The following is a 14,386-nucleotide window of genomic DNA, read 5'->3' on the forward strand; positions in this document are numbered from 1 at the left end:
CGCAATGGTGATATTGTCAATTTCATTAAAACATGTTAAAATTTACAGGTGATTAATGTGAAGGAGTGAATATTTTTATGTCAGGACATTCAAAGTTTGCGAACATAAAACATAGAAAAGAAAGACAAGATGCCAAAAAGGGAAAGGTTTTTACTAAAATTGGTAGAGAAATTGCGGTTGCAGTAAAAGAGGGCGGTTCTGATCCATCTCTTAATTCTAAGCTACGAGATGTAGTTGCAAAAGCAAAAGCCAATAATATGCCTAATGACACTATATCAAGAAGTATCAAAAAAGCTTCTGGTGAACTTGGTAATATTAATTATGAGCATATTATATACGAAGGTTATGGACCAAGTGGAGTAGCTGTTATAGTAGATTGCTTAACTGAAAATAAAAATAGAACAGCTGCTAATATAAGACATGCTTTTTCTAAAAATAGTGGGAATCTAGGTACAACTGGTTGTGTTTCATTTATGTTTGACAAGAAAGGTCAAATAATTATAGAACGTACAGAAGATATAGATGAAGATGAACTAATGATGATAGCTCTTGATAGTGGAGCTGAAGATTTTGTTGCAGGAATAGATTTCTATGAAATCATTACTACACCAGAAGATTTTGGTGCTGTAAACACTGCTGTTGATGAAGCTCTAATTCAATCTGTATCAGCTGAAATTACAATGCTACCACAAACAACTACCAAACTTACAAGTGAAGATGATATTATGAAAATGGAAGGTCTTATAGATCAACTTGAAGAAGATGATGACGTTCAAAATGTATGGCATAATTTTGACGAAAACTAAAAATTGATAATATAAGAAGCATTAGTCTTTATATCTTTTTAAGATATAAGGGCTTTTTCTATTTTATGCAATAATTAGATATCACCTTATAAAAAATGTCTTAATAAAAATTAATTTAATATTTAAAATTTTAAAATAATATGTTATAATTGAATTGAGGAGGGGTAGTATATGAAAATTTGTATGGTTTTTGTATTATGTGGGTTGATTTATGGTGTGTTTGTAGCAATTCTCTTCTGTCAGATAAGTAATAAAAAGCGAAGTATTGCTTCTTTTGGAATAGGTTGTATAGTAAGTGCGTTTTTGGCTATCTACGAAATTTTTACAGATGGACTTGGTATAGATAAAACAGATGTATTCATTTGGTTTGTATTATTTTTTATAATTGGATTTATACTTTGCTTTGGAATATACATATATTGTTTGAACATACAGGAAGATAGAAAGTATAAAGTAAAACCTATCGATATACTCATGAACAACTACAATATATTAGAAGTACAGTCCAAAGATATGGAATCAGAGATAGAGAGTAGGAATAAGCTTAAGATAAAAGAGTTATTAGAAAAAGAAGAGGATATTAAACTAGCTAAACAAGAATTAAATGCTTTAGATAGAAAGATAAGAAATCAAATAAATCAAGGTATTTATATAAATATAGATAAACAAATTCCTATAACACAATACTTCATTGATAGGCTTCCGGAGTATGTAGAAAATGTTGCTAATTATACTATTGAATTATATGAAAAAACAAATATGTTCATAAAAAATTATTGTAATCATAGAAATAATAAAGACCAATTTGTACAAGGCTTTATATATGCAGTAGCTGTAATTACATGTAAGGTATTATTTGATACCAATAAAGATGTAAATGTCTGCATCAAATATTTTACGAAAGAATTCAATAACAAAGTATTTACTGATGTTAATAAAACTGATAATATATATAAGGTAACAGGAGATAAAGCAGTATTTGCAAAAGGTGATGAAAATATTAGCGCTAATTCTGGTAATTTTGAAGATGTTATGGTTATAGAATTCAATAAAGTGCATATAATTAAAATGGAGATAATGATTAGGAATAATTCGAAATATAAAGAGTTCACGTGCTTTTTAAAATATTGTAAGATTGACCAAATCATACAATTTTTCCTATTAGAGTTTATTGATGCATGTGATATTATAAATATAAGGGAGGCTAATAATGGCTAAGATTAACACAGTAGAGGCATTTATAAAAGCTTCAAAAATAATCAGTGAGACAAATGATCCTGTTATACTACAAAGAATAAATAATATACTATATCGTTCATTAAAACATAATGATGTATCAGATAATACAGATTATATTTATTTAACTAGAGAAGAAAAGAAAATATTTAGCGTTAGATAAAGCTATTTAACAAGAATAATTATTACTAAAAAGTTATAACTAGCTAACATAATTTACTAGATATGTAAAAATATAGATAAAATACTTATATTATTATAGGTAATTAGTACTATTTGGTTAATTATTTGACATATTTTTCTAATAGTTGTGTATAATTAATATATAATAATATATAAATGATAGGTACAGAGAAAGAAATAATTGGGATGGGTGTGGTCGTAATGTATGTAAATGACTTCGAAGTTAAAACTTTGGTTGAACTTACAGAACATTTTATTGACTTCTTGGACGTGCTATATAAAAAAGGAACCATAACAGAAAATCAATTTTTAGAAATGACAGAAAAGAAAATTGAATTTATTAATAAGATGAAGAATAATAATATTTCCTTAAAAGCATAGTCGTAATATACGACTATTTTTTTGTATGAAATAATGGTAATATAAATTCAAGAAAATCTTTAAAGATATTATTATAGCATGATATAATATTTATCTATGCTAGTAACTGCATAAAATATTCAAGTGGGAAAGTTGATAACAAGGAGATTAATTTTATGAATGAATTAAATAGAATGAAAGAATTGGTTCAGCTGTTAAATAGAGCAGGCGAAGAATACTATCAAAAGAATAATGAAATCGTGAGTAATTATGAGTATGACAATCTATATGATGAATTGATTAAACTGGAAAAAGAGACGGGTATAACAATGAGTGATAGTCCTACTAATAAGGTTGGATATACTCTTTTAAGCTCCTTGCCAAAAGAAAAGCATAAAATGAGAATGTTATCCCTAGATAAGACAAAAGAAATATCAGCACTGAAAGAATGGATAGGGGATAAAAAAGGGATGCTATCATGGAAATTAGATGGCTTAACAATAGTCTTGACATATAACGAAGGTAAGCTGGTTAAAGCAGTCACAAGAGGAAATGGAGAGGTTGGAGAAGTAATTACTAATAATGCTAAAGTTTTTAAAAACATTCCTCTTAATATTTCATACAAAGATGAATTAATCATTAGAGGAGAAGCAGTAATTAAGTATTCTGATTTTGAAATCATTAATGAACGTATTATTGATAAAGATAAATATAAGAATCCTAGAAATCTATGTAGTGGTACTGTAAGACAGCTTAATAATAAAATCACAGCTAAGAGATATGTGCATTTTTTTCCTTTTACTTTAGTTCAAGGAGATAATGTTGAGTTTTGTGATTCAAAAATCAATCAGTTGGAATGGTTACAATCTCTTGGTTTTGATACTGTAGAGTACAGTATAGTATATAAGGATAATATTGAGGATGAAATCAAAAATTTTGAAGATAAAATACAGGAAAATGATTTTGGTTCAGATGGTTTAGTACTAACTTTTGACTCTATTTCTTATTCTAGGAGTTTAGGACAAACAGCAAAATTCCCTAGACATTCAATAGCATTCAAGTGGAGTGATGAAGTAAAAGATACTAAGCTATTATATATAGAATGGAGTGCTTCTAGAACTGGAGCTATTAATCCTATTGCGGTCTTTGAACCTATAGAGCTTGAGGGAACTACTGTAAAAAGGGCGAGCCTTCATAATCTAAGTATATTAGAGCAACTGGAATTGATTAAAGGTGATACCATTGAAGTGTACAAAGCCAATATGATTATACCACAAGTTGCTAATAATTTGTCCAAAGATAAAACTGATAATCAAACATCAAGAGAAGTTTTGATTCCTAGCAAATGTCCAGTCTGCGGTGGTGAAGTTGAGGTAAAACAAGTTAATGATGTAAAAGTTCTATATTGTATTAATGAAGAGTGTCAAGCCAAGAAAATAAAATCATTTACACATTTTGTTGGTAGAGATGCTATGAATATAGAAGGGTTATCCGAATCTACAATACAAAAATTCATTGATAAAGGTTTTATAAAAACTTTTGCGGATATCTACAGAATTGAAAAATATAAAGATGAGATAATAGATATGGAAGGATTTGGCGAAAAGTCATATATTAATCTCATCAAATCCGTAGAAAAAAGTAAAAAGGTATTACTTCCTAATTTTATTTATGCACTAGGAATAATTAATGTAGGATTAAGTAATGCAAAATTGATTTGTAAACATTATGATTATGATCTTGATAAAATATTATCTGCATCAGAAGAAGAGTTAACACTTATTGAAGGGTATGGAAGTATTATTGCCAAGTCTTTTGTCAGGTATTTCAGTGATGAAAAGAGTATGGAAGTAATTAATGATTTGCTTGATTATGTTATCATTCAAAAAATAGAAAGTACCAATAATAACATTTTGGAAGGAAAGACTTTTGTTATAACTGGAAGTTTAACTATATATGCAAATAGAAAAGAATTAAAGGAATTGATTGAGAGCTTAGGTGGAAAAGTAACAGGAAGTGTTACTGGCAACACAGATTATCTTATCAATAATAACGTGGAATCATCATCTTCAAAAAATAAAAAAGCAAAAGAGTTGGGTGTACCAATTATAGATGAAGAAACCTTTCAATCCCTATTATAAACTCAAAGAGTAATAAAGTATTGTGTTAAAGCATGCCTTATGGTAGAATGTTATAAATCCAAAAAGGGAGGAATTAATGTGAAGATTACAAAAGAACAAGTTGAACATGTTGCTAATCTTGCCCGATTAAATCTTACGGAAGAAGAAAAAGAACAGATGACTACAGATATGGAAGTTATTATTGAATTTGCAAACAGGATTAATGAGATTAATATAGATAATACTAATCCTACAGCTCATATTATACCTATTAATAATGTATTTAGGGAAGATACAGTTAATCCTTCTTTTTCTAGAGATGAATTATTAAGTAATGCACCGAACAAGGAAAATGGATGTTTCAGTGTTCCAAGAATCGTTGAGTAAATTAAATAGCAGGGAGGCAAGATAATGGATTTAATTAAAATGACAGCCCACGAACTTAAAGATAGATTAGAATCAAAGGAAATAAGTAGTGTAGATATCACTAAATCTTATATAGATAGAATTGATAAAGTTGAAAGTAGTGTGAATGCTTATATTACATTAACTACATCACAGGCTTTAGCTAGGGCAGAAGAGATTGATGACAGAAGAGCTAAAGGTGAAAACTTAGGTATACTGGCAGGAATTCCTATAGGAATTAAGGACAATATGTGTACCAAGGGTATAAAAACGACTTGTGCTTCTAAGATGCTTGAGGATTTTGTACCTCCTTATAATGCAACTGTTACCCAGAAGTTAAATAATGAAGGTGTAGTATTATTAGGAAAACTTAACATGGACGAATTTGCTATGGGTTCATCTAATGAAAATTCATATTTTCATAAGACTATGAATCCTTGGGATCTAACTAGGGTTCCAGGAGGTAGTTCAGGTGGTTCTGCAGCAGCTGTTGCAGCTAATGAGGCCGTTTTTACTCTAGGTTCTGATACTGGAGGTTCTATTAGACAACCAGCTCATTACTGTGGAGTTGTAGGAATGAAACCTACTTATGGAACAGTATCACGTTATGGTTTGGTAGCATTTGCTTCATCACTTGATCAAATAGGACCTTTGACAAAAGATGTTGAAGATATGGCTCTTGTACTAAACACAATTACAGGATATGATAAATTAGATTCAAGTTCTTATAATAAAAAATACGAAGATTTCGGAGAAAATCTTACAAAAGATATAAAAGGTAAAAAGGTTGCACTACCAAAAGAGTATTTTTCTGATGGAATCCAACCTGAGATAAAAGAAAAAGTTATAGATGTTGCTAAGAAATTAGAAGAATTAGGTGCAATTGTTGAAGAAGTAAATATGAACATGACTGACTTGGCTTTGCCAGCATACTATTTAATATCTTCAGCTGAAGCATCCTCCAACTTAGCTAGATATGATGGCGTAAAATATGGATATAGAGCTAACAACTATGATAATCTAGTGGATTTGTACAAGCAGACTAGAGATGAAGGGTTTGGCAAAGAAGTTAAAAGACGAATTATGCTTGGAACATATGCCCTTAGTTCAGGATACTATGATGCTTATTATAAAAAAGCTCAGCAGGTAAGAACATTAATTAAAAATGAATTTGACAAAGTGTTTGAAAAATACGATATAATATTAACTCCAACAGGACCATCTACAGCATTCAAAATAGGTGAAAAAATAAATAATCCTATAGAAATGTATATGAATGATATATGTACAGTACCTATAAATATTGCTGGAGTACCAGCATTATCAATGAATTGTGGATTTGATAGTAACAATATGCCAATAGGTGTACAATTTATTTCAAAAGCATTTAATGAAAGAACAATATTACAGATGGCATATGCTTATGAACAAAATAGAGATCTACCTAATATAACACCACAGATTTAAATTATACTATAAGCTATAAATAATAGATTCTAAACAGAGGTGAAGAAATTGAGCTATTCAGATTATGAAGTAGTTATTGGATTAGAAGTACATTCCGAGCTAAAAACTAAAACAAAAATATTTTGTAGCTGTACAACAGAATTCGGAGGGGAACCTAATACACATTGTTGCCCTATTTGTACAGGTATGCCAGGTACATTACCAAAACTAAACGAAAAAGTTGTAGAATATGCTATTAAAGCAGGATTAGCAATGGATTGTAATATAAATGAATTCAGTAAACAAGATAGAAAAAATTATTTTTATCCAGACCTTCCAAAGGCTTATCAAGTATCACAATATGACCTTCCGTTATGTTATGAAGGTGAGATAGAGATAGAAGTAAATGGAGAAATTAAGAAAATTAGAATTAATAGGATACATATAGAAGAAGATGCTGGGAAATTGATTCATGAATCCGGCGAAGGCTCTATAGTAGATTACAATAGATGTGGCGTTCCGCTAATTGAAATTGTTACTGAACCTGATTTTAGATCTTCAGAAGATGTTAGGATTTTCTTGGAGAAGTTAAGGACAATCCTTCTATATGCAGATGTATCTGACTGTAAAATGAATGAAGGTTCTCTAAGATGTGATATAAACTTGTCCATTAGAAAAAAAGGTGATACCCAATTAGGTACTCGTACTGAAATGAAAAACATGAATTCCTTTAATTATGCAGTTAAGGCTATTCAGTATGAAGCAAAAAGACAAATAAAAGTTATAGAAAGTGGCGATAAAGTCATTCAAGAAACAAGAAGATGGGATGAATCAAAAGGTATAACAGTATCTATGCGAAGTAAGGAAGAAGCACATGATTATCGTTATTTCCCAGAACCTGACCTTATGCCTATAATAACATCAAAAGAAAAAATTGAAGAAATAAGAAATTCATTACCTGAAATGCCTGATAGCAGAGTTAGAAGATATGTAGAGGAATATAAGATAACAGAGTACGACGCTAGATTAATTGCTGCTTCCAGAAATATGGCTGATTATTTTGAAAAAGCAGTAATAGATATTAAGAATAAAAAAGCGGTAGCTAATTGGATTATAACTGAAATCTATAGTAGATTAGATGAAGAACAAAAAGAACAAGCTAAAATACCGTTTGAACCTGATGTTCTAACAGAACTTGTTAATCTAATTGAAGATGGTACAATTAGTAATAGTATAGGTAAAAAAGTTTTTGCTGAGTGTTGGGAAACAGAAAAACGTCCAGGTGAAATTGTTGAAGCAAAAGGACTTAAGCAAATTAGTGACGATAGTCAGTTACAAAGTTTAGTAAAAGAAGTTATAGAAGCTAATCCAAAAGCTGTTAATGATTATTTGAGTGGAAAACAAGCTGCAATAGGAGCGTTAGTTGGTCAAATGATGAAAGCGACTAAAGGGAAAGCTAATCCTAAAATGGTTAATGAATTATTAAGAGGAGCAATTAGTAAGTTAAACAATTAAAAAAACTTAAAAAGGTGCTGTTTCATAATTATAAACAGTACCTTTTTTAATATTTTAAGGTTAAGTACTTATAGAAGATTCTTCATTAATATCTTCTTTTTTCGAGATGTAATAAGGACAGTCAATATTGACGTTTTTATTATTACTTATGTTGTTAAGAGTTACAGAGACAGATAAATTGCATTTTCCTTCTTTTTGATAAATGCAGTTGTGTGTGCAATTAATATCCATAAGATAAATGCACCTCCTGTTATGGTATTTTATCCATAATTACTGAAAATAAACCAAAACTTACAGTTAAATGTTTGTAAAAATTATAAAAGGTGATAAATATGTTAATATTTGGATGGGGATATAAAACAATTAAGAAATACGGAAATATAGGTAAAAGTAAATGTAATATTTGTAAGTTAGTAACAGATTGGCAATTGGTTAAAGTAACTACTTGGTTTACATTATTTTTTATACCTATTATACCTGTTAATGTAAAAAGAATAATTATATGTACTAATTGTAATGGGAGACATATAGTTGATAAGCAAACTTTTGATAAATTATTAAATATCATAAAATCTAATAAGGGTAATATTAATTTACAAGAGATGCAATATTACAATAAAACGGAAACACAAAAAAATTATTTAAAAGAGATGGAAGAGTTTAGAAAAAGTAAAGATAATGAAGATAAACAAAATGTTGATAAAAAACTTACTGAAAAAGATATTGTAGATGGAACGAGTACACCTAACACAAGGCATTCACTTAGAAAACAATTTGAAGAAATGGGATTGCAGAAAGGCATGACTGTAATTATACATTCTTCAATGAGTAATATTGGATGGATAAGTGGAGGGGCAGTAGCGGTTGTTCAAGCTTTAATGGATGTCATTACTGATGAAGGGACCATTATTATGCCAGCACATACTACTGATTATTCGGATCCTGCGGATTGGGAAAATCCACCAGTACCAAAAGATTGGGTTTCTATAATAAAAGAGCATATGCCTGCTTTTGATAAAAATATTACGCCAACCAATAAAATGGGGCGTATAGCAGAAACATTTAGGACTTATCCAGGAGTATTACGAAGTAGTCACCCACATGTTTCTTTTACTGCTTGGGGTAAGAATGCTGAAGACATTACCAGGAATCACTCATTGGAGTATAGCCTAGGATGTAATTCACCACTAAAAAAAATATATGATCTAGATGGGATGATTTTATTATTGGGTGTAGGCTATGAAAATAATACTTCCTTTCACCTAGCTGAATATATGATTAGTAAGAAGAAAGAAGAAAATCTGGGAGCACCTATACTTTTAGACGGCAAAAGAAAATGGGTTGAGTATAAAGATATAGAACTTGATGTAGATGATTTTGATAAGATAGGATTAGAATATGAAGAAATCAAAGGAGTCATCAAACATAAGATAGGTAAAGCTGAGTCTAGACTGTTTAGTCAAAGACAAGCAGTAGATTTTGCCATAGAATGGATGAAAAAAAATAGATAATAATTAAGGAGTTATGTAGAATGAAATATATTAAGATGTGGATATTTCTAATAACACTTATTGTAATTACAGGTTGTTCGAAAGAAGTAATTAAGATTGAAGAAGATGTTTACAAAAAATCACAACAAATTCTTCCTGATGATACGTATATAATGTCTGATATAAATGAAGATATCTCTCTTGTATATGGTGAAAGTAAAACTATCTACATAAAAGAGGATGATGAATATATAGAAGTAAGTAAGACGCTCTGTTCATATCCTAAAATCGCACCTAATGAATCAGCAATAGTATTTGTTACAGGTGAACCAGACTATCCAGGTGAATTATACTTATATAATTTGAAAGATCATGAAAAGACAATGCTACTAGGTAATGATGAAGGTAGTAATACGCCAAAAGATGTAGAATGGTTAGATGATAAAAGATTATTAGTAATTAGAGGGTTTGGACATAAAGCAGTAAGATTAGGCGGGGAAATATCCATTTATAATATTGAGACAAAAGAGGTTATCCCATTACTAGTACCTGCTGAATTATCCGAATATAGAACTATAAAAAAGAAAGATGATATTTTTGAAATTGAATATGCTACATGGGAAGATGAAACACTTAGTAAAACCAATTCAAAAATCATAATATATAACATTACAGAAATTGAAAAATTAGTTGATAAGTAAAAAGAATATAATTATAAAATTTAATAAAAATAATTAATATACATATAATAATGTTAATAGTATGGAATAAATTAACTAGAATTTTTTGCAGAGAGGTAGATATCATGAAAAAATTTATTATGTTACTATTAATACTTAGTACTATGATTATATGTATAGGATGCAAAGGAAATAGAGTAGATAACGATAATTATAATAGAGCCAAAGATGTATTTTTGGAAGAAATTTATCCAAGATAGTAAAATCGGTCAAACAATAATAAAATATAGTTGATTTTCTAAAACTGATACTCTTAAGAGTAAGGTAAGAAAACCAACTATATTTATTCATATTAACGTAACTTTTTCATCGCTAGGATTAACATACATTGAATAGTTAGTATGATAAATAACATAACCAGGTACTGAGCCAGCTGGTTTTTTAATATGCTTTCTTAATGTATAATCAACTGCCACTTTAGTTGAATTATTCGCTTTGCTATAATAAGCGGCTAGAGCAGCCGCTTCTTCATAAGCTGTATCACTTAATTCTCTGCCATTAGTTTTGACAATTATATGTGAGCCAGGAACTTCTTTTGTATGAAACCACCAATCATTAGCGCTAGCAGTTTTCATAGTCAATTCATCATTTTGTAAGTTGTTTTTACCAACATAGATGTCAAAACCATCAGAAGACTTATAATGGAAAGGCTTGGATTTTTGCAATGCCTTTTTATTCTTGTTTTTTCTGAATCTAAGATAACCGTATTCCATTAATTCTGTACGTATCAATTGTAAATCTTCTTCTGCCTCAACAAAATTTAGAGAATTCTGTATAGATTCAAGATGGCTAATTTCACTTTTGGTATCTTTTATCTGTTCAGTCAATGCATGAAAAGTTCTTTTAAGCTTATTATATCGATTATAATATTTTGCAGCATTCTCAGAGGGTGATAAATTAGGTTTTAGACTAATAGTGGTTTCTTCGTTAGTGTAGTAATTGAACGCTTTCAGTTCTTTATCTCCTTCTTTTATTGCATATATGTTAGCTGTAATTAATTCTCCTTTAATCTTATATTTATCTCTTGATTCCGTATCTTTTATCTGCTTTAACTGTAAATCTAATTTCTTATAACATCTCTCAAGATTTGTTGCTATTATTTTCTTGATATCACTGGATTTTTGGCTTATCCTGGAGGTATTAGAACTTTTGGCATAATAACTATCCAGTACATGAGAAATTGACTCATAATCTATAGATTCATAATCTCCCCCATAACTACTTAACTCAATTGACGAAAACTCTTTATATGTTCCTTCTTCATCAGTAATTATATTAGGTGTATAATCGCCTCTCTCTATTAAATTCATCAATGATTCAAAAGTGGTATATATATTATTAAAATCACTATCAGTCAATTCACTGGTTGGTGTAGAACTATTAATACCAGCCCTATAACATATTTCCTCGGAAATCACAGGACTTATACCATTAAAAGTAAAGTAGAGTGCTTTGTGAATAATGGTATTCTTATCATTTAGTATAGCAATAAAATTATCCAAAGTAAAATTATCCAGAGGATTTATTTTATTCTTAGCTGGAGGATAAGTATAGATTCTATTAGGTAATACTTCCCTAACAGAACTAACATTAAGGGATACATGTTTTATACTATCTAATATTCTATTATTTTCTTCACAGAAGATTATATTACTATGCCTACCCATTATTTCAATAATTAGCTTTTTAATGCACAAGTCACCTAGTTCATTAAGGTGTTCAAGGTGAATTTCTACTATTCGTTCAAAATTAGGTTGAATAACTTTAAGAATCTTACCACCAATAATATGTTTTCTTAATAACATACAGAAATTAGGGGGATTCAATGGATTCTTTTTTGGTATTTCTGTCAAGTGAATGCGTGGCATATTAGCTAAAGCTGATAATAATAATCTATATGAATTTTTATTATTTCTTATTGATATAATTAACTCGTCATTTTCAGGTTGATAGATCTTATCAATTCTACCACCAGTTATTAATTGATTAAGTTGGGATACAATATTCGAAATTACAATTCCGTCTAGTGCCATGTATCAATCATTCCTTTCTAAGTATTCTTGTTAAGTAATTATAATCACAAGTATAACACTAAGTAAATTAAAAAGGAAGTAATAGACTTAAATATATGGTATAAAAGGCGGTTTATCAATAATTAATTGGTGAGTATAAATATACTCATTACTATTTATGCATATAACAGAATATTATGACTAATAAATTACCTTAAATTATTTCATTCATTTTTATTATTAAAGCTTGCAAAGTACATCGTTTTATATTACAATAGTATACAAGTATAAATTTTATTGTGGTTGTAATTTACAGGGATTCATAGCTTTGGCAATAATTTGTATGATTGTATACAATCCATAGGCGTATAAAACAAACAAGATACATTTGGTCATTTCTAATGGAATAAAAACCAATTACTTCTGGAAATCTTATTTACTTTATTAATATTTATAAGTGCAAAATAATAATAATACAAGGAGTTGATAGTTTGAGTGATAAAGAGATATATAGGAGAATACTGAAGTTCGCTAATTTAGCTGAAAACAATAACAAAATTGATTTTGAACTGTATGACAAATTTGGAGTAAAAAGAGGATTAAGAAATAAGAATGGAACAGGTGTTTTAGCTGGTCTAACAGAAATTGGAGATGTAATTGGTTATAGATTAGATGATAGTGAAAAAATCCCTACAGAAGGTTCTTTGCTTTATAGAGGTATTGATGTTAAAGATATAGTTGATGGATTTCAGTCAGAAGAACGATTCGGGTTCGAAGAAGTATGTTATCTGTTACTATTCGGTTCACTTCCTACTAGTAGTGAACTTAAGGAGTTCAATGAAATATTAGGAGAGAGCAGAGAAATTCCAGAAGGTTTTACTGAAGATATGATATTAAAAGCTCCAAGTCCTAATATTATGAACAAATTAGCTAGAAGTGTTTTGGCGACTTATTCTTATGATGATAATCCAGATAATACAAGTATAGAGAATATGTTAAGACAATGTATAGAATTAATAGCCAGATTTCCAATATTGGTTGCTTATGCATTCCAAGCAAAATCCCATTATTATGATAACAATAGTCTTTATATTCATAATACCACAAGAAATTTAAGTACTGCAGAAAACTTTTTACATATGTTACGTGTAGATAATAAATTCACCAAATCAGAAGCTGAATTACTTGATCTATGTCTTGTACTACACGCTGAGCATGGTGGTGGTAATAACTCAGCCTTTACAGCAAGAGTAGTTTCATCTTCAGGTACAGATACTTATTCTGCCGTAGCAGCTGCAATAGGATCATTAAAAGGTCCTAAACACGGTGGAGCTAACAATAAAGTTAGACAGATGATGGATGATATCAAGGCTCATATAAAAGACTGGGAAGATAAAAAGGAAATAGAGAATTATCTTACTAAAATATTAAAAAAAGAAGCAAATGATGGATCAGGACTCATCTATGGTATGGGTCATGCAATCTATACATTATCTGACCCAAGAGCTGTTATGCTTAAGAAGAAAGCTCATCAATTAGCTATTGAGAAAGATATGATGAAAGAATATAATCTATATCAATCTATTGAAAATCTAGCACCAGAAGTTTTTGCAAAAGTAAAAGGATCTTCCAAAGAAATATGTGCAAATGTAGATTTCTATTCAGGATTTGTTTATAATATGCTTCAAATTCCACCTGAATTATTTACTCCTATATTTGCTATTGCAAGAATTGGAGGATGGTGTGCACATAGAATAGAAGAATTCTATGGAGCTAACAGGATAATAAGACCTGCATATAAAAATATTACGGAACCTAGAGAATATAAAAATATAAATAATAGGTAAGTTAATATTATAATGAAATAGTTATTAGTGATGCTAATTATAAGAAAAGTGTTTTGCTAGGCAAAACACTTTTTCTTACTTAAATGATTATAAATTAACTAAAATTCAATAATAAAATAGTCCTTGACAAAACCCGTATCTTTTAATATACTTTTAGAAAATAAAAGCAATGAAGAGAAGAGTAATTAAATTAGAAGCTTACAGAGAGTTTCCTTGTGCTGAGATG

14 protein-coding genes and 1 other annotated feature (1 of these 15 cut by a window edge) are annotated in these 14,386 nt (G+C 29.4%); of the genes, 12 read left to right on the forward strand and 2 right to left on the reverse strand.

Going from position 1 to position 14,386, the window contains the following annotated elements; genetic code table 11:
• Positions 1–77: 77 nt before the first annotated feature.
• From N4A55_RS08490 to gatB, 8 genes are all read left to right on the forward strand, one after another.
• Positions 78–806, forward strand: a complete 729-nt coding sequence (locus N4A55_RS08490) for a YebC/PmpR family DNA-binding transcriptional regulator (RefSeq protein WP_293755177.1) — start codon at positions 78–80, stop codon at positions 804–806.
• Positions 807–977: 171 nt separating this feature from the next.
• Entirely contained in the window at positions 978–2,024 is a 1,047-nt protein-coding gene (locus tag N4A55_RS08495) for a hypothetical protein (protein ID WP_293755178.1), read from the forward strand.
• Positions 2,017–2,205 carry a hypothetical protein gene (locus N4A55_RS08500; RefSeq protein ID WP_293755179.1) on the forward strand — a complete coding sequence of 63 codons (189 nt, stop codon included), beginning with the start codon at positions 2,017–2,019 and terminating at the stop codon, positions 2,203–2,205. Before N4A55_RS08495 ends, N4A55_RS08500 begins: the two co-directional genes overlap by 8 nt.
• A gap of 221 nt (positions 2,206–2,426) precedes the next feature.
• Positions 2,427–2,606, forward strand: a complete 180-nt coding sequence (locus N4A55_RS08505; protein WP_113674721.1) for a hypothetical protein — start codon at positions 2,427–2,429, stop codon at positions 2,604–2,606.
• 155 nt (positions 2,607–2,761) lie between these two features.
• Positions 2,762–4,726 carry an NAD-dependent DNA ligase LigA gene (gene ligA, locus N4A55_RS08510; protein WP_293755180.1) on the forward strand — a complete coding sequence of 655 codons (1,965 nt, stop codon included), beginning with the start codon at positions 2,762–2,764 and terminating at the stop codon, positions 4,724–4,726.
• A gap of 78 nt (positions 4,727–4,804) precedes the next feature.
• Positions 4,805–5,092, forward strand: a complete 288-nt coding sequence (gene gatC / locus N4A55_RS08515; RefSeq protein WP_293755181.1) for an Asp-tRNA(Asn)/Glu-tRNA(Gln) amidotransferase subunit GatC — start codon at positions 4,805–4,807, stop codon at positions 5,090–5,092.
• A 24-nt stretch (positions 5,093–5,116) separates the two neighbouring features.
• The gene (gatA, locus tag N4A55_RS08520; RefSeq protein WP_293755182.1) at positions 5,117–6,577 is read left to right on the forward strand and encodes an Asp-tRNA(Asn)/Glu-tRNA(Gln) amidotransferase subunit GatA; all 1,461 of its coding nucleotides are present in this window, start codon (positions 5,117–5,119) and stop codon (positions 6,575–6,577) included.
• Positions 6,578–6,625: 48 nt separating this feature from the next.
• Positions 6,626–8,071 carry an Asp-tRNA(Asn)/Glu-tRNA(Gln) amidotransferase subunit GatB gene (gene gatB, locus N4A55_RS08525; protein ID WP_293755183.1) on the forward strand — a complete coding sequence of 482 codons (1,446 nt, stop codon included), beginning with the start codon at positions 6,626–6,628 and terminating at the stop codon, positions 8,069–8,071.
• Between the two features lie 60 nt (positions 8,072–8,131).
• Here gatB and N4A55_RS08530 read toward each other — a convergent pair whose 3' ends face one another.
• Positions 8,132–8,302 (reverse strand): hypothetical protein, encoded by a 171-nt coding sequence (locus N4A55_RS08530; RefSeq protein WP_293755184.1) that lies wholly within the window; start codon positions 8,300–8,302, stop codon positions 8,132–8,134.
• 101 nt (positions 8,303–8,403) lie between these two features.
• Here N4A55_RS08530 and N4A55_RS08535 point away from each other — a divergent pair, with 101 nt between their 5' ends.
• The 3 genes from N4A55_RS08535 (at position 8,404) to N4A55_RS08545 (ending at position 10,501) form a co-directional block, all read left to right on the forward strand.
• Positions 8,404–9,582 (forward strand): AAC(3) family N-acetyltransferase, encoded by a 1,179-nt coding sequence (locus N4A55_RS08535; RefSeq protein WP_293755185.1) that lies wholly within the window; start codon positions 8,404–8,406, stop codon positions 9,580–9,582.
• 20 nt (positions 9,583–9,602) lie between these two features.
• A complete protein-coding gene (locus tag N4A55_RS08540; RefSeq protein ID WP_293755186.1) occupies positions 9,603–10,262 on the forward strand; it encodes a DUF4652 domain-containing protein in 660 nt (219 codons plus the stop codon).
• Positions 10,263–10,366: 104 nt separating this feature from the next.
• Positions 10,367–10,501 carry a hypothetical protein gene (locus N4A55_RS08545; RefSeq protein WP_293755187.1) on the forward strand — a complete coding sequence of 45 codons (135 nt, stop codon included), beginning with the start codon at positions 10,367–10,369 and terminating at the stop codon, positions 10,499–10,501.
• Between the two features lie 87 nt (positions 10,502–10,588).
• Here the strand turns inward: N4A55_RS08545 and N4A55_RS08550 are convergent, their stop codons facing one another.
• A complete protein-coding gene (locus N4A55_RS08550) occupies positions 10,589–12,334 on the reverse strand; it encodes an Rqc2 family fibronectin-binding protein (protein WP_293755188.1) in 1,746 nt (581 codons plus the stop codon).
• Positions 12,335–12,804: 470 nt separating this feature from the next.
• Between N4A55_RS08550 and N4A55_RS08555 the strand changes: the two genes are divergently transcribed.
• Positions 12,805–14,160: a citrate/2-methylcitrate synthase gene (locus N4A55_RS08555; RefSeq protein ID WP_293755189.1), complete on the forward strand. Its 1,356-nt coding sequence runs from the start codon at positions 12,805–12,807 to the stop codon at positions 14,158–14,160.
• Positions 14,161–14,320: 160 nt separating this feature from the next.
• Positions 14,321–14,386 (forward strand) — a binding site (T-box leader); it runs 191 nt beyond the window's last position.

The sequence above is a fragment of the Vallitalea sp. genome (assembly GCF_025211055.1).
In the GTDB taxonomy this organism is placed as follows: Bacteria; Bacillota; Clostridia; order Lachnospirales; family Vallitaleaceae; genus Vallitalea.

What these genes read in the sequence shown, in the direction of transcription:
- N4A55_RS08490 (WP_293755177.1), top strand. Translation starts at nt 78, where the DNA reads ATGTCAGGACATTCAAAGTTTGCGAACATAAAACATAGAAAAGAAAGA.
- N4A55_RS08495 (WP_293755178.1), top strand. Translation starts at nt 978, where the DNA reads ATGAAAATTTGTATGGTTTTTGTATTATGTGGGTTGATTTATGGTGTG.
- N4A55_RS08500 (WP_293755179.1), top strand. Translation starts at nt 2,017, where the DNA reads ATGGCTAAGATTAACACAGTAGAGGCATTTATAAAAGCTTCAAAAATA.
- N4A55_RS08505 (WP_113674721.1), top strand. Translation starts at nt 2,427, where the DNA reads ATGTATGTAAATGACTTCGAAGTTAAAACTTTGGTTGAACTTACAGAA.
- ligA (WP_293755180.1), top strand. Translation starts at nt 2,762, where the DNA reads ATGAATGAATTAAATAGAATGAAAGAATTGGTTCAGCTGTTAAATAGA.
- gatA (WP_293755182.1), top strand. Translation starts at nt 5,117, where the DNA reads ATGGATTTAATTAAAATGACAGCCCACGAACTTAAAGATAGATTAGAA.
- N4A55_RS08530 (WP_293755184.1), bottom strand. Translation starts at nt 8,302, where the DNA reads ATGGATATTAATTGCACACACAACTGCATTTATCAAAAAGAAGGAAAA.
- N4A55_RS08535 (WP_293755185.1), top strand. Translation starts at nt 8,404, where the DNA reads ATGTTAATATTTGGATGGGGATATAAAACAATTAAGAAATACGGAAAT.
- N4A55_RS08540 (WP_293755186.1), top strand. Translation starts at nt 9,603, where the DNA reads ATGAAATATATTAAGATGTGGATATTTCTAATAACACTTATTGTAATT.
- N4A55_RS08545 (WP_293755187.1), top strand. Translation starts at nt 10,367, where the DNA reads ATGAAAAAATTTATTATGTTACTATTAATACTTAGTACTATGATTATA.
- N4A55_RS08550 (WP_293755188.1), bottom strand. Translation starts at nt 12,334, where the DNA reads ATGGCACTAGACGGAATTGTAATTTCGAATATTGTATCCCAACTTAAT.